Source organism: Hydrogenophaga sp. (assembly GCF_022844385.1).
In the GTDB taxonomy this organism is placed as follows: Bacteria; Pseudomonadota; Gammaproteobacteria; order Burkholderiales; family Burkholderiaceae_C; genus Hydrogenophaga.
Genome location: NZ_JALHLX010000059.1, coordinates 1 through 19,438 on the forward strand (window position 1 = coordinate 1; position 19,438 = coordinate 19,438).

Below are 19,438 nucleotides of genomic sequence, written 5' to 3' on the forward strand. Positions count from 1 at the left end.
TACTGCTCCACGCCCAGGCGCGCGGCCTGTTCCTTGAGCTGAAAGTCGGTGATGCGGTTGCGCAGCGGATCGAGTTCACGCTCCAGTTGCAGGCGGCGTTCGTCGCTGGCCCGCAGCTTGGCGGTAAGGTCGTCGTACTGGCTGCGCAGCGCGCCCAGCGCTTGTTCACGTTCCAGTTTCATGGCCAGCGCGTCCTGCAGGCCGGCCTGCGCAGCAGCGTCGTTCAGGCGGCCGAGTTCGTCGGCGGCGCGCTGCTGCTCGTCCGCGAGCGACTTCTCTTGCGTGGCCGCCGTCTCCAGCGAGCGCTGCAGCTCGGCCTGGCGCGCCTGCAGGCTGCGAAGGGCGAACGTGGCTTCCTGCGCGGTGCGCTCCAGTGAGCGCTGCTGTTCACGCGCCTGGTTGAGCGAGCGTTCGGCCGCGATCACCGTGTCGTCCAGCTGCGCGTGGCGCTCCTGGCTGTCGGCCAGCTGCATGTCGAGTTCTTCAAAGCGCGCCTCGGCGGTCACGCGGCGCTCCTGCAGTTCGTCGAGCTGCGCGTCCACCTCGGCCAGGTCGGCCGCGATCTGCTCGCTGCGCGCGCGGGTCTGTTCGGCCAGCTGGGTGAGGCGCAGGGCTTCCACCTGCAGCTCGTGCGCGCGGGTGCGCGACTCGGCCGCTTCGCGGCGCGCGCTCACCAGGCGCTGCGAGGCGTCGGTGTAGGCCGCCTCCGTGCGGATGAGGCTGGAACGCGCCTGCTCGTTGATCAACACCTGCGCCTTGAGCTGTTTGTCGATGTTCTCGATGTCCTGCGCGCGCGCCAGCAGACCGGCCTGCTCGCTGTCGGGCGCGTAGAAGCTAACGCTGTGCGCGGTGACCGCGTGGCCACTGGCCACAAAGATCACCTCGCCGGGCTGCAGCTGCGCGCGCTGCGCCATGGCGTCCTCCAAGCTGGGCGCGGTCAGGCAGCCGTGCAGCCATTCGGCGAGCAGGGCCTGCTGGCCAGCGTCGTTCAGGCGCAGCCAGGCGGCCAAAGGTTTCAGGCCGCTGGTGCTCGCAGGGCTGGCACCGGCCGAAGGCGGGTTGTAGAAGGCCAGCTTGGCCGGCGGTGCGTCGTTGCCGAAGGCGCGCACCATGTCCAGGCGCGAGACCTCAAGCGCACCCAGGCGCTCGCGCAGCGCGGCTTCCAGCGCGTTTTCCCAACCGGTCTCGATGTGGACGCGGCTCCACAGGCCTTGCAGCCCGTCGAGCCCGTGTTTGACCAACCAGGGTTTGAGCTTGCCGTCGGTCTTGACCTTCTCCTGCAGCGCCTTCAGCGCTTCCAGCCGGGCCGACAGATCGGCTTGTTTGGCCGACTCCTGGTTCACCGCCTGTTGGGCGCTGCGGCGGGCCTCGTCGAGCTGGGGCACGCTGTCCTGCAACTCGTGCAGCACGGCGTCGTTCATCTCCGCCGCTTCCTGCGCGCCCGCGAGCTGGGTTTGTGCGCTCAGCAGACGGGCTTCGTCGGGCGCGGCCAGGGCGTTGCGGTCGGCGGTGAGGCGCTCGCGCCGCTGGTTGAGCGTGCGGCTCTGTTCTTCGATGCTGCGCTGCTCGGCCGCCAGCACCTGGATCTGCTGCTGCACCTGCGTGACGCTGGCGCGCTGCTCGTTGGCGCGGGCCTGGGCCTGGCGCAGGCTGTCTTCGAGCGCGGGCAAGGCGCCCGACTGTTCTTCGCCCTGCGCGGCCAGCACCACCGACTGGTCTTCGGCCTGAACCATGGATTCGGCCAGTTGCTCCAGTTCCACCGCCGCGTCTTCGCTGCGGGTGGTCCATGAAGCGATCTGTTCTTTCAGTTGCACCAGGCGCTGTTCCACGCGGGTGCGGCCCTCCACCACAAACCGTATCTCGGCTTCGAGCTTGCCGACCTCGGCGCTGGCTTCGTACAACTTACCTTGGGCCTGGTTGACCTGATCGCCTGCGGCGTAGTGCGCCTGGCGGATGGTTTCCAGCTCGCTTTCGACGCGACGCAAATCGGCGGTTCGCGACTCCAGGTCGTTGATCGCCTGGGCCGCATCGGTCTTGACCTTGACCTGATCGGCTTCGGCCTCGCTGCGCTTCATGAACCAGAGCTGGTGCTGCTTGAGCGTGACGCCGGCCTGCAGGTTGTTGTATTTGGCCGCGACCTCGGCCTGCTTCTCCAGCTTGTCGAGGTTGGCGTTGAGTTCGCGCAGGATGTCTTCGACCCGCGTGAGGTTCTCGCGCGTGTCGGCCAGGCGGTGCGCGGTCTCGCGGCGGCGTTCCTTGTATTTGGAGACACCGGCGGCTTCTTCGAGGAACAGACGCAGCTCTTCGGGCTTGCTCTCGATGATGCGGCTGATGGTGCCCTGGCCGATGATGGCGTAGGCACGCGGGCCCAGACCAGTGCCCAGGAACACGTCCTGCACGTCGCGGCGGCGCACCGGCTGGTTGTTGATGTAGTAGCTGCTGGTGCCGTCGCGCGTGAGCACGCGCTTGACGGCGATCTCGCCGAACTGGCCCCACTGGCCGCCGGCGCGGTGGTCGCTGTTGTCGAACACCAGTTCCACGCTGGAGCGGCTGGCCGGTTTGCGCGTGTTGGTGCCGTTGAAGATCACGTCCTGCATGGACTCGCCGCGCAGCTCGGAGGCCTTGGACTCGCCCAGCACCCAGCGCACCGCGTCCATGATGTTGGACTTGCCACAACCGTTCGGCCCGACCACGCCCACCAGTTGCCCCGGGAGCATGAAATTGGTCGGTTCGGCGAAGGACTTGAAGCCCGAGAGCTTGATGGAGTTGAGACGCACGGCGCTGCCCGATGACTGACTGGAGGAGAAACGCCCGCCCTTGGCCGACGACGCGAGCGAAATGATACCCCGCTGACCCCGCGCGCCGGCCCCGGGACGGTCGGCAAGAAACCGACCAAGTCCCCTGCGGCTGGGTGCCGGCCGGGGCAAACGGATAATCGCCGGATGAATCCGCTTTTGACCCGCCTCCAGCCCTACCCATTCGAGCGGCTGCGCCGGCTGTTCGCCGACATCACCCCCAACCCGGACTTGCGACCCATCAGCCTGGGCATTGGCGAGCCGAAACACGCCGCTCCCGACTTCCTGAAGCAAGCCCTGGCCGCCGCACTGGACACAGGTCTCTCCAGCTACCCGGCCACCGCGGGCGAGCCCGGCCTGCGCGGAGCCTGCGCGGCCTGGGTGCACCGGCGCTACGGAGTCACAGTGAATCCGGCCACCCAGGTGCTGCCTGTCAACGGCTCGCGCGAGGCCTTGTTTGCCTTTGCCCAGACCGTGGTCGACCCGACCCGGGCGGGCGCCACGGTGGTGTTTCCCAATCCCTTCTACCAAATCTACGAGGGCGCGGCCCTGCTGGCGGGCGCCGTGCCGTTTTATGTGGCCAGTGACCCGGCCCGCAATTTCGCGGCCGACTGGGGCAGCGTGCCGGCCGAGGTCTGGGCCCGCACCCAACTGCTCTTTGTGTGTTCGCCCGGCAACCCGGCGGGTGCGGTGATGCCGCTGGACGAGTGGCGCAAGCTGTTCGAACTCAGCGACCGGCATGGCTTCGTGATCGCCTCCGACGAGTGCTACAGCGAGATCTACTTCCGCGACGAACCGCCGCTGGGTGGGCTCGAAGCCGCACAGGCGCTCGGGCGCGCCGATTTCCGCAACCTCATGAGCTTCACCAGCCTGTCCAAGCGCAGCAATGTGCCGGGCCTGCGCAGCGGCTTTGTGGCGGGCGACGCTGCGCTGATCAAACCTTTTCTGCTTTACCGCACCTACCACGGTGGCGCCATGAGCCCGGCCGTGCAGGCGGCCAGCGCGGCGGCCTGGGGCGACGAAGCGCATGTGGTCGACAACCGGCGCCAATACCGCGAGAAGTTCGCCCAGGTCACGCCGCTGCTGGCCGAGGTGCTGGATGTGGCCTTGCCCGACGCGTCGTTTTACCTGTGGGCGGGCGTTCCGGCGTCGTTTGCAGACGTCAGCGCCGGTCTGGGTGCCGACGAAGCATTCGCCCGCGCCTTGCTGGCTCAATACAATGTGACGGTTCTCCCCGGCAGCTACCTGGCGCGCGATTTCAACGGTTCGAATCCCGGCGCGGGCCGCGTGCGCATGGCCCTGGTGGCCGAACCCGCCGAATGCCTGGAAGCGGCGCACCGCATTCGCGCCTTCATGGCCGGGCAACGCTGATCCTTCCTCCCACAATTCCCTCCTTTGACCAGACCCATGACCCAACAACTGCAAAGCCTGATCGACAACGCCTGGGACCAGCGCGCCGAACTCTCTCCCGCCACCGCACCCAAGGAAGTGCTGGACGCGGTGGAACACGTGATCGCAGAACTCAACAATGGCCATCTGCGCGTGGCCACGCGTGAGGCTGTGGGCCAGTGGACGGTGCACCAGTGGATCAAGAAGGCCGTGCTGCTGTCGTTCCGCCTCAAGGACAACGAAATCATGCGCGCCGGTGACCTGGGCTTCTTCGACAAGGTCAAGACCAAGTTTTCGCACCTGAGCGAAGCCGAGATGAAAGCCACCGGCGTGCGCGTCGTGCCGCCAGCCGTGGCCCGCCGTGGCAGCTTCATCGCCAAGGGCGCGATCCTCATGCCCAGCTACGTGAACATCGGCGCCTACGTCGACGAAAACACCATGGTCGACACCTGGGCCACGGTCGGCTCCTGCGCGCAAATCGGCAAGAACGTGCACCTCTCGGGTGGCGTGGGCATCGGCGGTGTCCTGGAGCCCTTGCAAGCGGGTCCCACCATCATTGAAGACAACTGTTTCATCGGCGCGCGCTCCGAGGTGGTTGAGGGTGTGGTCGTCGAAGAGAACTCCGTGCTCGGCATGGGCGTGTACCTTGGCCAGAGCACCCCCATCTTCAACCGCGAGACCGGCGAGGTGGTGTTTGGCCGCGTACCGAGCGGCAGCGTGGTGATCAGCGGCAGCCTGCCCAAGAAGACGGCCTCGGGCAAGGACTACAGCACTTACGCAGCCATCATCGTCAAGACGGTGGACGCGCAGACACGCTCGAAAACGAGCTTGAACGATCTCCTCCGCGACTGAACATGATGCCCCCACGCTCCACCGCTTCGCGGGTCGCTGCCCCCCAAGGGGGCTGGCCTTGCTTGGGACGGCCCGGCGCGGCGGCCTGCCTCACTGTACGTATTCACTTGAAGGGATCAGCATGAGCAGCGGAACAATGGAGCGCATCCTGCGCCTGATGGCCGACAAGAAGGCCTCGGACGTGTACCTGACGGCGCATGCGCCGGCCATGATCAAGATCAACGGCCAGACCATTCCGATCAACAGCCAGGTCTTGCCCCCCGAGGCGCCGCGCAACCTGCTCTCGGAGATCATTCCCTCCACCCGCATGGAAGAGCTTCAGGAAACCGGCGAGCTCAACATGGCCGTGCCGCTGGAGGCGCTCGGCAACTTCCGCATCAGCGCATTCCGCCAGCGCGGCAACATCGCGGTGGTGATCCGGTTCATCCCGGGCGACATCCCGGCGCTCGATTCACTCAACGTGGCGCCCGTGCTGGCCGACCTGGTGATGGAAAAACGCGGCCTGGTGCTGATGGTGGGCGCCACCGGCGCCGGAAAGAGCACCACGCTGGCGGCCATGATCGATCATCGCAACGAGTGCGCCAGCGGCCACGTGCTCACCATTGAAGACCCGATCGAATACGTCTACAAGAACAAGAAATCGGTGGTGAACCAGCGCGAGATCGGTCCCGACACAGCTTCGCTGCAGATCGCGCTGAAGAACGCACTGCGCCAGGCGCCCGACGTCATCCTGATCGGCGAGATTCGCGACCGCGAAACCATGTCGGCCGCGATTGCCTACGCGCAGTCGGGCCACCTGTGCCTGGCCACTCTGCACGCCAACAACAGCTACCAGGCGCTCAACCGCATCCTGAGCTTCTACCCGGTCGAGGTGCGCCCCACCATGCTGGGTGACCTGGCCGCCGCGCTGCGCGCCATCGTCTCACAACGCCTGCTGCGCACCCACACCGGGGGCCGCGTGCCTGCCATGGAAGTGCTGCTCAACACCTCGCTGATCGCCGACCTGATCCAGAAGGCCGACTTCTCCGGCGTGCGCGAGGCCATGGAAAAGTCGCTGGCCGACGGCTCACAGAGTTTCGAACAGGACCTTGCGCGGCTGATCAACGATGGCCTGGTCACACGCAACGAAGGTCTGGCCCAGGCCGATTCGCCCAACAACCTGCTGTGGCGCCTGCAGAACGACTTTCATGCGAACAAGTCGAACGACGCAGCGCACGCCACCGACGAAGATGCCGCCGAGAACGCCACCTTCACCGAGTTCACGCTCGACGTGAAGTATTGACTCCATGACAGACACCCTGCGCCTGACCGAACAGCTCATCGCCCGCGCCTCCGTCACGCCGCGCGATGAAGGCTGCCAGTCAGTCATTGCGCAGCGTCTTGAGGCCCTGGGCTTCCGCTGCGAAACCATCGAGAGCGGCCCAGACGATTTCCGCGTAACCAACCTCTGGGCTCGCCTGGGCACGGGCCAGCAACCCACGCTGATTTTTGCCGGCCACACCGACGTGGTGCCCACGGGCCCGACCACCGCCTGGGGCAGCGATCCGTTCGCCCCTACGCACCGCGACGGCAAGCTTTATGGTCGCGGCGCGAGCGACATGAAAACCTCGCTCGCCGCCATGGTGGTGGCGTGCGAGGAGTTCGTGGCTGAACACCCAAGACCCTCCATCGACATCGCCTTTCTGCTCACCAGCGACGAAGAAGGCCCTGCCCTGGATGGCACAGTGGTGGTCTGCGAGTTGCTCAAACAACGCGGCGAGCGGCTCGACTGGTGCATCGTGGGCGAACCCACCTCGGTGGAACGCACCGGCGACATGATCAAGAACGGCCGCCGCGGCACCATGAGCGGCAAGCTCACGGTCAAGGGCATCCAGGGCCACATTGCCTACCCGCACCTCGCCAAGAACCCGATCCACCTCGCCGCGCCCGCGCTGGCCGAACTGGCCGCCACGACCTGGGACGCCGGCAACGCATTTTTCCCGCCCACCAGCTGGCAGATCAGCAACATCCACGGCGGCACGGGTGCGAGCAATGTGATCCCGGGCACCGTGGTGATCGACTTCAACTTCCGTTTCTCCACCGAGTCCACCCCCGAGGGTTTGCAGCAACGCGTGACCGATATCCTGGCCCGACACGGCCTGCAAGCCGGCAGCGGCTACGACCTCGCCTGGACACTGGGCGGGCGCCCCTTCCTCACGCCGCCCGGCACGCTGGTGGAGGCCGTGCGCGCAGCCATCTTTGATGAAACCGGCATCACGACCGAACTCTCCACCACCGGCGGCACCAGCGACGGGCGCTTCATTGCCCAGGTATGCCCCCAAGTGATCGAACTCGGCCCACCCAACGCCACCATCCACAAGATCGACGAGCATGTGGCCGTGGCCGACATCGAACCGCTCAAGAACATCTACCGCTGCACGCTGGACAAGCTGTCCCGTCTTGGCGGCTCTCCCGACTGAGCGCCCCGTGAAACTGAAAGAACTGCTGGCTGCGGCCGCCCGCCGCCTGGACGCGGCCCGACTGGCTTATGGCCACGGCACCACCAACGCGCGCGACGAGGCCATCTGGCTCGTGCTGTGGCAGCTCGGCCTGCCGCTGGACAGCGACCTGGACGCCCTCGCCCGCCAGCCCGTGACACCCGAGCAGCAAGCCGAGGTGAACGCCTTGATCCAGCGGCGCATCGACACCCGCGAACCGGCGGCCTACCTCACCGGCGAAGCCTGGCTGCAAGGCGTGTCCTTCCACGTGGACCGGCGCGCCATCGTGCCGCGCAGCTTCATTGCCGAGCTGCTGGCCGAAGGCTCGATCGACCCCTGGCTGGACGAAAAAACCCGCGACGTGCTGGACCTGTGCACCGGCAACGGCAGCCTGGCCGTGCTCGCGGCCATGGCGTACCCCGATGTTCGCGTGACCGGCGCCGACATTTCCCCGGACGCGCTGGAAGTCGCACGCATCAACGTAGCGCGCCACGAACTGCAGCATCGCATCCGGCTGGTGGAGTCCGACGGCCTGCAGAACTGCCCCGGCCCCTGGGACCTTGTGTTGTGCAACCCGCCCTACGTGAACGCGCGCAGCATGGCCGCACTGCCACCCGAATACCGCGCCGAACCGGCCCTGGCGCTGGACGGCAACACCGCCGGCAACGTCGACGGCATGGATTTCGTGCGTACCCTCATCCGCGACCTGCCCAAGCGCCTCAAACCCCAGGGCGTGCTGGTGCTCGAAATCGGCAACGAACGCGAGCACTTTGAAGCCGCGTTTCCCCACCTGGAAGTCGTCTGGCTGGCCACCAGCGCCGGCGACGACCAAGTCCTTTTGCTCACCCTTGAATCCCTTTTGGCGCTGCCCACTTCGCAGACGCCCGCTCCATGATCACCTTGAAAAACCTTGTCCTTCGCCGCGGTGTGAAGGTCCTGCTCGACAACGCGTCGTGCACCATCAACCCGGGTGAAAAAGTCGGCCTCGTGGGGCGCAACGGCGCGGGCAAGTCCAGCCTGTTCGGCCTGCTCAACCACACGCTGCACGAAGACAAAGGCGACTTCTACGTGCCACCGCAGTGGCGCATGGCTCAGGTGGCGCAGGACATGCCGGAGACCGAGGAATCTGCCACGCAGTTCGTGATCGAGGGCGACGTGACCCTGCTCGCCGCACAGCAGGAGGTGACTGCCTCGGAAGACAGTGGCGACGGTGAACGCATGGCCCACGCCTACATGGCCCTGCACGATGCTGGCGCACACGACGCACCCGCACGTGCCCAGGCTCTCATCCTCGGCCTGGGTTTTCGCACCGACGAACTGGAGCGCCCGGTCAACAGCTTTTCGGGTGGCTGGCGCATGCGCCTGCAGCTTGCGCGCGCCCTCATGTGCCCAAGCGAGTTGCTGCTGCTCGACGAGCCCACCAACCACCTGGATCTCGACGCGCTCGTGTGGCTGGAAGCCTGGCTCAAGCGCTACGAAGGCACGATGCTGGTCATCAGCCACGACCGCGAATTCCTCGACGCGGTGACCAACGTCACCATCCACATCCACACCGCACAGCTCACCCGCTACGGCGGCAACTACAGCCGCTTCGAGGACATGCGCGCCGAGCAGATGGCGCTGCAGCAGTCGGCGTATTCGCGTCAGCAGGACAAGATGGCGCACCTGCAGAAATTCATCGACCGCTTCAAGGCCAAGGCCAGCAAGGCCAAGCAGGCGCAGAGCCGTGTGAAGGCGCTGGAGCGCATGGAGAAGATCGGTCCGGTGCTGGCCGACGCCGACTTCACCTTCGAATTCACCGAGCCGCAAAACCTGCCCAACCCGATGCTGGCCATGAGCGACGCCAGCTTTGGCTACCCACCACCCGACGAAGGCAGTGAGCCCACCGTGATCGTGCGCAACATCAGCCGCTCGGTGCTGGCGGGACAGCGCATCGGCATTCTGGGTGCCAACGGCCAGGGCAAGTCCACCGTGGTCAAAACCATCGCGCGCGACCTGCAACCCATCGCCGGCGAGATCACCGAAGGCAAGGGCCTGAACATCGGTTATTTCGCGCAACAGGAACTCGACGTGCTGCGCCCGGCCGACACACCGCTGGAACACATGATCCGCCTGGTGCGGGAATGCACCGCTGAAGGCCGCCTGAGCGGCCAGCCCACGCGTGAGCAAGACCTGCGCAGTTTCCTGGGCAACTTCAACTTCACCGGCGACCAGGTCAAACAAAGCGTGGGCAGCATGAGCGGCGGCGAAAAGGCCCGCCTGGTGCTGTGCATGATCGTCTGGCAGCGCCCCAACCTGCTGCTGCTCGACGAGCCCACCAACCACCTGGACCTCGCCACGCGCGAGGCCCTGTCGGTGGCGCTCAACGAGTTCGAAGGCACTGTGATGCTGGTCAGCCACGACCGCGCGTTGCTGCGCGCCGTGTGCGACGAGTTCTGGCTGGTCTCGCGCGGCGGCATCGAACCCTTCGACGGTGACCTCGACGACTACCAGCGCTACCTGCTGGACATGGCCAAGCAGTCACGCGAGGCCCAGCGCCAGGAACAACGCGATGCACAACGCACGCCGGCCGCGGCGCCAGTGGCGGCACCCGAGCAGAAGCGCAACGACGCCCAGCGCCGCCAGCAACTGGCCGAGAAAACCAAGCCGCTGAAGAAGGAGCTGGAGCAGACCGAGAAGCGCATGGCACAGCTCGCCCAGGACAAATCCCGCCTGGAGGCAACCCTGGGACAACCACTCAGCCCGGCCGACCTGGCCAAAAACGGCAAACAACTCAAGGCCGTGAACGACGAGAACGAAGCCCTTGAGGCGCGCTGGCTGGAGCTCACCGAAGCCATCGAAGCCGTGAACGCCTGAGCTTCTGACAAGCCGCCAGTGGCACGGCCTGGGGGCGAGGTAAAAAGCAGCTAGAGTGCAGGCTCTACTGCTTTTGTATCCACCTCAACGCTCAGGAGTCTTTCGAATGATGTCCATTCTCGGCACCCTTTTCATCGGCCTCATCGCCGGTTTCATTGCACGCGCCATCAAGCCCGGCAACGACAGCATGGGCTGGATCATGACCGCTCTGCTCGGTGTCGCCGGTGCTTTCGTGGCGGGGTATCTTGGCGCAGCACTGGGCTTCTACCGCCAGGGTGATCCGGTCGGCTTCATTGCGTCGGTGATCGGCGCGATCATCCTGCTGGTGATCTACGGCTTCTTCAAGAAGCGCTGAGTCCTTGCGGGGCGCCCTGCCCGCTGCAGTGCATGCAGCGGGCAACAAAAAAGCCCTGATCTTTCGATCAGGGCTTCACATGTTTTGGTGGGACGTGCGGGGGTCGAACCCACGACAAACGGATTAAAAGTCCGCTGCTCTACCAACTGAGCTAACGTCCCATCAGGGCTTCACATTCGACACACTGTTTGCACATTGTGTATCCCGCGAAGCCTCAAATTATAACTTCTTTTTCGGGGCCATTTGAAGACCTCTTCAAGATTGCTTGTGCATCTTTCGCCAAGTTGTTCATCACCCAACCTGCAGCGCAGAAACCAAACGCTGCCGTGACGCTCACCACCGAGCCATAACCGTGGCAGTTGAGTGAGCCGTCAACGTCCTCGATGTTGCAAGACGCATCGGGCGGCGCCACAGTTTCGCGGCTGAACACGCAGCCAACACCCATGCGTCCCGTGCGCGCGCCGCCGTGGTGTTTGCGCAGGCGATAGCGCAACTGCGCGAGCAAGGGGTCGTGTGTCACCTCGCTCAGATCAGCGACGTCAACCGCGTGAGCGAGTCGCTTGCCGCCCGCCGCACCCACCGTGATGAATGGCACCGAGTGGGCGATGGCCCAGCCGGCCAGGGTGGTCTTGGCACGCACCTGGTCACAAGCATCGATGACCGCCGAGGGCAAACCTTCAAGACCGGACACACCGTGCAGCAACGCGGGCCAGTTCTCTGGCGTGACGAACTCGTCGATCACATCGACGCCGCAATCGGGATGAAACAGCGCGATGCGGTCGCGCATCGCCTCGGCCTTGGCCCGGCCCAGCGTCGGCTCCAAGGCATGGATCTGCCGGTTGATGTTGGATTCGGACACGTGATCGAGGTCGATCAAGGTGAGACGCCGCACGCCGCTGCGCGCCAGGGCCTCCACCGCCCACGACCCCACCCCACCGATGCCCACCACCACCACGTGCGCGTTGAAGATGCGCTGCGCACCATCGACACCGTAGAGCCGGCGCAGCCCGCCAAAGCGGCGCTCGAATCGCTCGTTCTTGTCCTGGGTCACTCGCGGTCCAGCAACCATATCTGGAACCGGAAACCACCGATGGCACCGAGCACGATGCCGGTGACCGCGATGATGCTGGTCAGGCTCAAGGTGGACAGACCCGACATGCCCTGGCCGACCGTGCAGCCCAGCGCGGTGACGCCCCCCACGCCCATGCAAACAGCACCGGCCATGTGCAAGGCCGTGTCTTGCGTGCTGCGGAATCCTTCCCAGCGAAAGCTGCCTTCGAGGACGGCGCACACAAACGCGCCGACCACCATGCCCACCACCGTGACAACACCAAAGGTGAGCACCTTGGAGGTGTCGCTGAAAAAGATGAGCCAGTCCAGCGTGTAGGCCATGGGTGCGGTGAAGGTCAGCGCGTCCATGCGGCCGGTGTTGCTGCCCAGGAAGACGGCATCCAGCGTTTCGGGGTGCTCGGCCACAAAACCGAGCCGGCCACTGACCCACCACATGGCGGTCACCACCAGCCCGAGCCCGAAGCCGGCGAGCAGGTTGTTGCCGGTGCGGAAATCACGTCCCAGCAGCGCCCAGACCACCAGGGCGCCACCGACCACCAGCGCGAACAACAATCCCGTGACCGCAGGCGCCGAGCCCATGACAGTGGCGAGCCAGGCGGGCAACGCGGAGCCCGATGCCATGTTGAAGGAGACGGTGTCCACCGTATTCACACGCAGGACGGCGGTCACGCCGCGCAGGGTGGCAAACGCGGCGATGCCCATGACGAAAAAAACCACCAGCGACTTCAGGCTGCCAGCACCGATGCGCACCAGCGTCTTGCTGCCGCAGCCCGAGGCCAGCACCATGCCGAAACCGAACAAGGCCCCACCCACCACCGCAGAGAGCCAGATGACGCGCGGACCGGTGTAAATGCTTTGCGCGGGATCGATCCAGCCGACCCAGGCCATGCCGTAGAAGCCGATCATCGCGATGCCCACCGCCATGCCCCACATGCGCATGCGCGTCCAGTCGCCCATGTTCACGATGTCGCTGATCGCGCCCATGGTGCAGAAGTGCGTGCGTTGCGCGATGAACCCAAAAACAAGGGCCACTGCGAAAGCGGCCCAGAGGACGAGGGTATTGAGTTTGGCGAGGTCGGCGATTTCCATGGCCGCCATTGTAGGAGGCGGGCATAGTCCCTTCTGCGCCGATAGCCACGTGCCGAGGCACGTGGCTCATGTCAACGCAGGCGGGCCAGCCGTTCGCGGGCCGCAGCAGCAGCCTCGGAGTTCGGATGCGCCTTCACCAGGTTTTCAAGCGTGCTCTTCGCGGTGCGCGCGTCTTTCAGTTCAACGTGACTGTTGGCCATGGCGAGCATGGCCTCGGGCGTGCGCATGTGGGCTGGAAATTCACGCACCAGACGGCTGTGGGTGGCCACGGCTTCCTTGTAGGCGCGGATGGCGTACTGCGCGTTGCCCAGCCAGTACAGCACCGAAGGCGTGTAGCCGCTGGCGGGGTAACGCTGCAGGAACGACGCGTAGGCTGCCGCTGCCGGCTGGAACTCGGACTTGCGCAGCTGCGCCATGGCGGCTTCGAAGTCGGCCTTTTCAGCCGGCGCGGCAGTGAAGGTCTGGCCGTCAAACTCGATGCGCAGCGGCTCTACCTGGCGCAGACGCTCGTCGATGCCGGCCTGCACGTCTTTCTGCTGCCGTTGCAGCTCGGACACCTCACGCGCCAACTGCTCGTTCTGGCCCCTCAGGCGCGCAAGCTCGGCCCGCAGCTGCTCGATCTGGTTGGACAGCTCCAGCAGGCTGCGGCGCATACCCGCATCGCCTTCGCGCGCTTCGGCCGCAGCACTGTCGGCAGCCTGCTTGTTGGCATCCACCTTCTGCCGCAGCTCGATGATGGCCTTGCGCGCCTCGTCGTCACCAAACAAGGCTTGGGCCTGCAAGGGCCACACCATGGCAAGAAGAAGCGCCCAGGGCGCGGCGGAGGTCAGCTTCATGTTCAACGGTAGGTCAGTTCAACGCGGCGGTTCTTGGCGAATGAAGCTTCGTCCAGACCCACTTGAGCGGGCTTCTCTTCGCCAAAGCTCACGGCTTCCATCTGCGCTTCGGTCACGCCCAGCAGACCCAGCGCGCGGCGCACGGCCTCGGCACGCTTCTGGCCCAGCGCCAGGTTGTATTCGCGGCCACCGCGCTCGTCGGTGTGACCTTCAAGATTCACACGGCGGGTGCGGTTGGCGTTGAGGTAACGCGCATTGGCTTCCAGCGTAGCTGCCGAGTCGGCCTTGACTTCGAAGCTGTCGTAGTCGAAATAGATGATGCGTGCCACGGCGGCGGGCTGGGCCGAATCGGCACCGCCCACGGACACGCCGGAGACGCCACGCGGATCGACAGCGCCACCCTGGCCACCTGCGGCACCGCCGGAACCGAGTGCAGAGCCAGAACGGTCTTCAACCGGCACGTCGTCGAGCTTCACACCGGAACTGCAAGCGGCCAGCGCGGCGGCCAGGCCCAGCCCGGCCACCAGGCGCAGGCCGCGCTGCAGGCGCGTGTTTCGAATGGCGGATGGGTTCGAGAGGGTGTTCATGGAGAGATTCCTTGGAAACAAAAAAAGAATGGGTGCGGGAGCCCTCAGGGGCCCATGGTGCGAATCAGCGCAGGAACGGGCCCCATTCGGGCTCGCGTATGTCGCCTTGTGCACCGGCCAGGCGCGTTTTGATGCGTCCGTCCACCGTGGTCGTCATCAGGGCTTCCTGGCCCTTCTCGCGGGTGGCGTAAATGATCATGCGGCTGTTGGGCGCGAAGCTGGGGCTCTCGTCGGCGCTCGACTCGGTGAGTGCCGTCACGGTACCACTGGCCAGCTCCATCACGTGCAGGCGGAACGCCCCATTGACGCGGGAGATGAAGGCCAGCCAGCGCCCGTCCGGGCTGGGCGCGGGGGAGATGTTGTAGTTGCCGGTGAAGGTCAGGCGCTGGGCGTTGCCGCCCTGCGCACCCATGCGGTAGACCTGCGGAGAACCGCCGCGGTCGCTCACAAAGTAAATGGACTTGCCGTCCGGGCTGAACACCGGTTCGGTGTCGATGCTGGCCGACTGGCTCAATCGGCGCGGCTCGCCGCCGTTGGCGTCCATGGCGTACACCTGCGCACTGCCTGAGAGCGACAGCGTGGCCACCACCGAACGGCCATCGGGCGACCACGAGGGAGCGCTGTTGGAGCCCTTGAAATTGGCCAGCAGGCGCCGCTTGCCCGAAGCCACGTCGTGCGCGTAAATCACGGGCTTGCGCGCTTCGAACGACACATAAGCCAGTTGGGCGCCACCCGGTGCCCAGCTCGGCGAGATGATGGGTTCGGGGCTGGTGAGGGCCGCACGCGCGTTCTCCCCATCGGCATCGGCCACCCAGAGGTTGTGGCGCTGCGCCGTTTTGGTCACATAGGCGATGCGGGTAGAAAACACGCCCTTCTCGCCGGTGATCTTCTCGTAAATGAAGTCGGCCACGCGGTGCGCAGCCAGGCGCAGGTCTTGTGCGCCCACCGGGTAGCTCAGGCCGCCCAGGTCTTGCCCACGCACCACGTCCCACAGTCGGAAACGCACGTCGAAGCGGCCATCGGCCAGCTTGGTGACGCTGCCGGTGAGCAGGGAGTCGGTCCTGCGCTCGCGCCAGGGGCCGAGATCGGGGCGGGAGGTTTCGTCCAGACCGCCTGCGATGGGGTCGACGAAGCGGAACTGGCCGCTGCGCTCCAGGTCGGCGCGCACGATGGCGGCGATGTTTTCACTGGCAACGTCGTTGCCGCGAAAACCCACGGCAGAAAACGGGAACTGGGTGAGACCGACGCCGGCGACCTCGACCCGGAATTGGGCCTGAGATGCCAAAGGCCAGGCGAGCAAAGGGAGGGTGGAAACCAGGCCGAGCGCGCGGCGTCTCGGAATCAGGGGCGGCGCGTTGTGTCGGTTCAAATCCAGCATGCTGAGTGTGTCGCTTGTCCTGAGGTGGCAGCAGGGACAAAGCGCCCTGCACAGCCAACCGATAATAACGGAGGCATACGGCCCTCCCGTGACAAGATGTGTGCACGCAGGGCCGTCGCTTGTGGTGCAAGGCTGACTCGCCACAGTGCGGAATGTTCCGCAGGCCGGCACACTTTGGGACCGATCCGCTTTTGACCGCATCCAACAACACCAGCCCGCCACTGGCCGGCACACTGACCCAGCGCCTGCTGCGCCTTTGGCCCTACTTCCGCTCGGCCAAGACCGGCATTGCCCTGGCGGCGGTCAGCACGCTGATCGGTGCGCTGACCGAGCCCTTGATTCCGGCCCTGCTCAAAACCTTGCTGGACCGCGGCTTTGCCGAGGGCAACATCGAACTCTGGATGGTGCCGGTGGCGCTCATGGGCCTGTTCGGCATCCGTGGCCTGGCGGGCTTTGTGGCGCAGTACACGCTCTCCTACACAGCCAGTCTGGGCTTGCTCAACCTGCGCCGGGCCATGTTCGTCAAACTCAACGACGCGCAAATGACGCTGTTCGCCCGCCAGAGCGCGAGCAAACTGTCGAACACGCTGGTGTACGAGGTACAGACCGGCTCGCAGATGCTGGTGTCTGCCTTCCTCACGCTCACCAAGGACAGCCTCACCGTGCTGGCACTGCTGGGCTACCTGTTCTACCTGAACTGGAAGCTCACGCTGATCGTGATGCTGGTGTTCCCCGGGCTGATCCTGATCATGCGTGTGTTATCGCGGCGGCTCTACAAGCTCACCCGCGACAGCCAGACCGCCACCGACGAACTGGCCTACGTGGTGGAAGAAAACGCGCTGGCGCACCGCATGGTGCGCCTGCACGGCGCGCAGGCGCGCCAGACCGAGCGCTTTGACGTGCTCAGTCTGGCGTTGCGCCGGCTGGCGCTCAAGTCCACCATCGCCATGGCGGCCATGACACCGCTCACGCAGCTGCTCGCCTCCGCGGCACTGTCGGCGGTGATTGCGGTGGCGCTGTGGCAGAGCAGCAGCAGCGGCGTCACGGTGGGCAACTTCGTGGCCTTCGTCACTGCCATGCTGATGCTGATCACGCCGATCCGGCACCTGGCCGAAATCACCGCGCCCATCACGCGCGGCCTCGCGGCCCTGGAGCGAGGGCTGGAACTCATCGAAAACACGCCCGAACAATCCAGCGGAACGCACACGACCGATCGGGTGACGGGTTCGATCACGCTGAGCGGCGTGTGGGTGCGCTACCCGGCCAAGGACGACCAGGTCGTGCAAAGCGACGACGACAGCCTGGTGGCCCTGCGCGGCGTCTCGCTGGACATCCACCCCGGTGAGGTCGTGGCCTTCGTGGGCCCGTCGGGTTCCGGCAAGACCACCCTGGTCAACCTGCTGCCGCGTTTCGTGGAGATCGAGCGCGGCGACATCCGGCTCGACGGCGTGCCGCTGGCCGACTGGGACCTGCGCAGCCTGCGCCGCCAGTACGCCATGGTGAGCCAGGACGTGGTGATGCTCAACGACACGCTGGCCGCCAATGTGGCGCTGGGCGCACTGGGCAACGAGGTTGACGAAGACCGCGTGCGCGCCGCGCTCGAGTCGGCCAACCTCGGCGAGCTGGTCGAACGCCTGCCCCAGGGCATCCACAGCAACGTGGGCCACAACGCGGCCGAGCTCTCGGGCGGTCAGCGCCAGCGCCTCGCCATCGCCCGAGCGATCTACAAGGACGCGCCCATCCTGATCCTGGACGAAGCCACATCGGCGCTGGACAACGAATCGGAACGGCTGGTGCAGGACGCACTGGCCCGTCTGATGAAGGGCCGCACCACGCTCGTGATCGCGCACCGCCTCTCCACCATCGAACACGCCGACCGCGTGGTGGTGCTGGCTGACGGCCGCATCAGCGAACAGGGCACGCACCGCGAATTGCTGCACGCCGATGGACTCTACGCGCGGTTGCACTCGCAGAGCTTCAGGCCTGAGCCAGAAGCCTGAAGAGCGCGTCTACAGCAGCACGATGTCGTACTGCTCCTGTGTCATCGAGCCCTCGCTCTGGAGCGAAATGGGCTTGCCGATGAAGTCCGACAGACCCGCGAGGTGGGCCCGCTCTTCGTCGAGGAAGAGTTCCACCACCTTGGCCGAGGCCACCACACGAAATTCGCGCGGGTTGAATGCGCGGGCTTCGCGCAGGATCTCGCGCAGGATGTCGTAGCACACGCTGCGCGCGGTTTTCACCACCCCCTTGCCACTGCAGGCTTCGCAGGGCTCACTGAGCATGTGGGCCAGCGACTCGCGCGTGCGCTTGCGCGTCATCTCCACCAGGCCCAGCTGCGAAAAACCGCCGGTCATGGTTTTGACGCGGTCGCGTGCGAGCTGTTTGCGGAACTCGCCGAGCACGGAATCGCGGTGGTCTTCGCGCACCATGTCGATGAAATCCACGATCACGATGCCGCCCAGGTTGCGCAGGCGCAATTGCCGCGCAATGGCCTGCGCCGCTTCCAGGTTGGTGCGGAACACGGTGTCGTCGAAATTGCGTGCGCCCACAAAACCGCCGGTGTTCACGTCCACCGTGGTCAGTGCCTCGGTCTGGTCAATCACCAGGTAGCCGCCCGACTTCAGGTCGACCCGGCGGCTGAGCGCGCGCACGATGTCTTCGTCCACATTGAACAGGTCAAAGATCGGGCGCTCGCCGCTGTAGTGCTGCAGCTTGGCCACGGTGTCGGGCATGAACTCGGCGGCGAATGTGGTGAGCAGACCGTGCTGCTCGCGCGAATCGATGCGGATGGAATGGGTGTCGGCGCCCACCAGATCGCGCAGCACGCGCTGCATCAGGTTGAGGTCTTCGTGCAGGAGTGTGGCCGAAGGCTGGCGGGTCGACGCCTCCTTGATGCGCAGCCAGGTCTTGCGCAGGTAGGCCGTGTCGTCGGTCAGCTCTTCGTCGGTGGCGTCTTCGGCATTGGTGCGCAGGATGAAGCCCCCTGCGGCACTGCCGTCGGTGGTGGCCGTCAACTGCAGCAAGCGCTGGCGCAGCGCTTCGCGTTGCGCCGGGGGAATCTTCTGCGACACACCGATGTGGTTGTCCTGCGGCAGAAACACCAGCAATCGCCCCGCAATGCTGATCTGTGCGGTGAGGCGCGCGCCCTTGGTACCGATGGGGTCCTTGAGCACCTGCACCATCAGCGCCTGGCCCTCGAAGATCTGGCGCTCGATCGGCAGCACGGGGTTGGGCGTGAGCAGTTTGCCGTTGGCGCCAGCCGCCTGCCCGGTATCACCGGCTGCGGGCGCGCTTGCGCGCGGGGCGGCGTGTTTGGCCGCGATGTTCGGCATGAGGTCGGCCACATGCAGAAAGGCCGCACGGTCCAGCCCGATGTCGATGAAGGCCGACTGCATGCCGGGCAGCACGCGCGACACCTTGCCCAGGTAAATGTTGCCGACCAGACCACGCTCCAGCGTGCGCTCCAGGTGCACTTCCTGCACCGCCCCCTGCTCCACCACCGCCACCCGCGTTTCCTGCGGTGACCAATTGATCAGAATGTCCTGGCTCATGGGGCCCTTCTCTGTGGCGTGATGCGGTTCAGATCAGCGGCACACCGGCGGCGTGCAGCACCTGCGATGTCTCGTGCGCGGGCAGGCCCATGATGCCCGAATAGCTGCCGCTGATGTGGCTCACCCAGAGGCTGGCACGCCCCTGGATGGCATAGGCCCCGGCCTTGCCCATGGGCTCGCCGCTGGCCACGTAGCGCGCGAT

16 protein-coding genes and 1 tRNA gene are annotated in these 19,438 nt (G+C 65.8%); 8 read left to right on the forward strand and 9 right to left on the reverse strand.

Annotated features, from left to right (window positions below; all coding sequences use genetic code 11):
• On the reverse strand, nucleotides 1–2,777 hold a 2,777-nt coding region (gene smc, locus Q0C59_RS11325; RefSeq protein WP_291215382.1), incomplete at its 3' end, for a chromosome segregation protein SMC.
• Nucleotides 2,778–2,942: 165 nt separating this feature from the next.
• On the opposite strand from smc, the gene dapC reads away from it, so the two are divergent.
• The 7 genes from dapC (at nucleotide 2,943) to Q0C59_RS11360 (ending at nucleotide 10,724) form a co-directional block, all read left to right on the forward strand.
• On the forward strand, nucleotides 2,943–4,166 hold the full coding sequence (dapC, locus tag Q0C59_RS11330) for a succinyldiaminopimelate transaminase (RefSeq protein WP_291215385.1): 1,224 nt from the start codon (nucleotides 2,943–2,945) through the stop codon (nucleotides 4,164–4,166).
• A 36-nt stretch (nucleotides 4,167–4,202) separates the two neighbouring features.
• Nucleotides 4,203–5,036: a 2,3,4,5-tetrahydropyridine-2,6-dicarboxylate N-succinyltransferase gene (gene dapD, locus Q0C59_RS11335; protein WP_291215387.1), complete on the forward strand. Its 834-nt coding sequence runs from the start codon at nucleotides 4,203–4,205 to the stop codon at nucleotides 5,034–5,036.
• 121 nt (nucleotides 5,037–5,157) lie between these two features.
• Nucleotides 5,158–6,318 carry a PilT/PilU family type 4a pilus ATPase gene (locus Q0C59_RS11340; RefSeq protein ID WP_291215390.1) on the forward strand — a complete coding sequence of 387 codons (1,161 nt, stop codon included), beginning with the start codon at nucleotides 5,158–5,160 and terminating at the stop codon, nucleotides 6,316–6,318.
• Nucleotides 6,319–6,322: 4 nt separating this feature from the next.
• The gene (gene dapE / locus Q0C59_RS11345) at nucleotides 6,323–7,495 is read left to right on the forward strand and encodes a succinyl-diaminopimelate desuccinylase (RefSeq protein WP_291215392.1); all 1,173 of its coding nucleotides are present in this window, start codon (nucleotides 6,323–6,325) and stop codon (nucleotides 7,493–7,495) included.
• Between the two features lie 7 nt (nucleotides 7,496–7,502).
• On the forward strand, nucleotides 7,503–8,408 hold the full coding sequence (gene prmB / locus Q0C59_RS11350; protein WP_291215394.1) for a 50S ribosomal protein L3 N(5)-glutamine methyltransferase: 906 nt from the start codon (nucleotides 7,503–7,505) through the stop codon (nucleotides 8,406–8,408).
• A complete protein-coding gene (locus tag Q0C59_RS11355; RefSeq protein WP_291215396.1) occupies nucleotides 8,405–10,369 on the forward strand; it encodes an ABC-F family ATP-binding cassette domain-containing protein in 1,965 nt (654 codons plus the stop codon). The genes prmB and Q0C59_RS11355 overlap by 4 nt, the downstream gene beginning before the upstream one ends.
• Nucleotides 10,370–10,475: 106 nt before the next feature.
• Nucleotides 10,476–10,724 (forward strand): GlsB/YeaQ/YmgE family stress response membrane protein, encoded by a 249-nt coding sequence (locus Q0C59_RS11360; RefSeq protein ID WP_291215399.1) that lies wholly within the window; start codon nucleotides 10,476–10,478, stop codon nucleotides 10,722–10,724.
• An 85-nt stretch (nucleotides 10,725–10,809) separates the two neighbouring features.
• On the opposite strand, the gene Q0C59_RS11365 is transcribed toward Q0C59_RS11360, so the two are convergent.
• The 6 genes from Q0C59_RS11365 to tolB form a co-directional block, all read right to left on the reverse strand.
• Nucleotides 10,810–10,885 (reverse strand) — tRNA-Lys (locus Q0C59_RS11365).
• A gap of 53 nt (nucleotides 10,886–10,938) precedes the next feature.
• On the reverse strand, nucleotides 10,939–11,793 hold the full coding sequence (locus Q0C59_RS11370; RefSeq protein WP_407066556.1) for a ThiF family adenylyltransferase: 855 nt from the start codon (nucleotides 11,791–11,793) through the stop codon (nucleotides 10,939–10,941).
• Complete coding sequence (locus tag Q0C59_RS11375; RefSeq protein ID WP_291215404.1) at nucleotides 11,772–12,884, reverse strand: YeeE/YedE family protein; 1,113 nt, start codon at nucleotides 12,882–12,884, stop codon at nucleotides 11,772–11,774. Before Q0C59_RS11375 ends, Q0C59_RS11370 begins: the two co-directional genes overlap by 22 nt.
• A 71-nt stretch (nucleotides 12,885–12,955) precedes the next feature.
• Entirely contained in the window at nucleotides 12,956–13,720 is a 765-nt protein-coding gene (gene ybgF / locus Q0C59_RS11380; RefSeq protein ID WP_291215406.1) for a tol-pal system protein YbgF, read from the reverse strand.
• 2 nt (nucleotides 13,721–13,722) lie between these two features.
• Complete coding sequence (pal, locus tag Q0C59_RS11385; RefSeq protein WP_291215408.1) at nucleotides 13,723–14,307, reverse strand: peptidoglycan-associated lipoprotein Pal; 585 nt, start codon at nucleotides 14,305–14,307, stop codon at nucleotides 13,723–13,725.
• Between the two features lie 64 nt (nucleotides 14,308–14,371).
• Complete coding sequence (gene tolB, locus Q0C59_RS11390) at nucleotides 14,372–15,685, reverse strand: Tol-Pal system beta propeller repeat protein TolB (RefSeq protein WP_291215412.1); 1,314 nt, start codon at nucleotides 15,683–15,685, stop codon at nucleotides 14,372–14,374.
• Nucleotides 15,686–15,837: 152 nt separating this feature from the next.
• Between tolB and msbA the strand changes: the two genes are divergently transcribed.
• Nucleotides 15,838–17,685 (forward strand): lipid A export permease/ATP-binding protein MsbA, encoded by a 1,848-nt coding sequence (gene msbA / locus Q0C59_RS11395; protein WP_407066557.1) that lies wholly within the window; start codon nucleotides 15,838–15,840, stop codon nucleotides 17,683–17,685.
• 9 nt (nucleotides 17,686–17,694) lie between these two features.
• Here msbA and rng read toward each other — a convergent pair whose 3' ends face one another.
• Nucleotides 17,695–19,236 (reverse strand): ribonuclease G, encoded by a 1,542-nt coding sequence (rng, locus tag Q0C59_RS11400; RefSeq protein WP_291215417.1) that lies wholly within the window; start codon nucleotides 19,234–19,236, stop codon nucleotides 17,695–17,697.
• Nucleotides 19,237–19,264: 28 nt separating this feature from the next.
• Nucleotides 19,265–19,438 (reverse strand): Maf family protein (locus tag Q0C59_RS11405; RefSeq protein ID WP_291215420.1); only part of this gene is annotated, 174 nt, incomplete at its 5' end.

Excerpts from the sequence above, each read along its gene's own strand:
- Q0C59_RS11375 (WP_291215404.1), bottom strand. The coding sequence starts at position 12,884 with ATGGAAATCGCCGACCTCGCCAAACTCAATACCCTCGTCCTCTGGGCC.
- rng (WP_291215417.1), bottom strand. The coding sequence starts at position 19,236 with ATGAGCCAGGACATTCTGATCAATTGGTCACCGCAGGAAACGCGGGTG.
- dapD (WP_291215387.1), top strand. The coding sequence starts at position 4,203 with ATGACCCAACAACTGCAAAGCCTGATCGACAACGCCTGGGACCAGCGC.
- Q0C59_RS11355 (WP_291215396.1), top strand. The coding sequence starts at position 8,405 with ATGATCACCTTGAAAAACCTTGTCCTTCGCCGCGGTGTGAAGGTCCTG.
- Q0C59_RS11360 (WP_291215399.1), top strand. The coding sequence starts at position 10,476 with ATGATGTCCATTCTCGGCACCCTTTTCATCGGCCTCATCGCCGGTTTC.
- dapE (WP_291215392.1), top strand. The coding sequence starts at position 6,323 with ATGACAGACACCCTGCGCCTGACCGAACAGCTCATCGCCCGCGCCTCC.
- Q0C59_RS11370 (WP_407066556.1), bottom strand. The coding sequence starts at position 11,793 with ATGGTTGCTGGACCGCGAGTGACCCAGGACAAGAACGAGCGATTCGAG.
- tolB (WP_291215412.1), bottom strand. The coding sequence starts at position 15,685 with ATGCTGGATTTGAACCGACACAACGCGCCGCCCCTGATTCCGAGACGC.
- Q0C59_RS11340 (WP_291215390.1), top strand. The coding sequence starts at position 5,158 with ATGAGCAGCGGAACAATGGAGCGCATCCTGCGCCTGATGGCCGACAAG.
- dapC (WP_291215385.1), top strand. The coding sequence starts at position 2,943 with ATGAATCCGCTTTTGACCCGCCTCCAGCCCTACCCATTCGAGCGGCTG.
- ybgF (WP_291215406.1), bottom strand. The coding sequence starts at position 13,720 with ATGAAGCTGACCTCCGCCGCGCCCTGGGCGCTTCTTCTTGCCATGGTG.
- pal (WP_291215408.1), bottom strand. The coding sequence starts at position 14,307 with ATGAACACCCTCTCGAACCCATCCGCCATTCGAAACACGCGCCTGCAG.
- msbA (WP_407066557.1), top strand. The coding sequence starts at position 15,838 with ATGTTCCGCAGGCCGGCACACTTTGGGACCGATCCGCTTTTGACCGCA.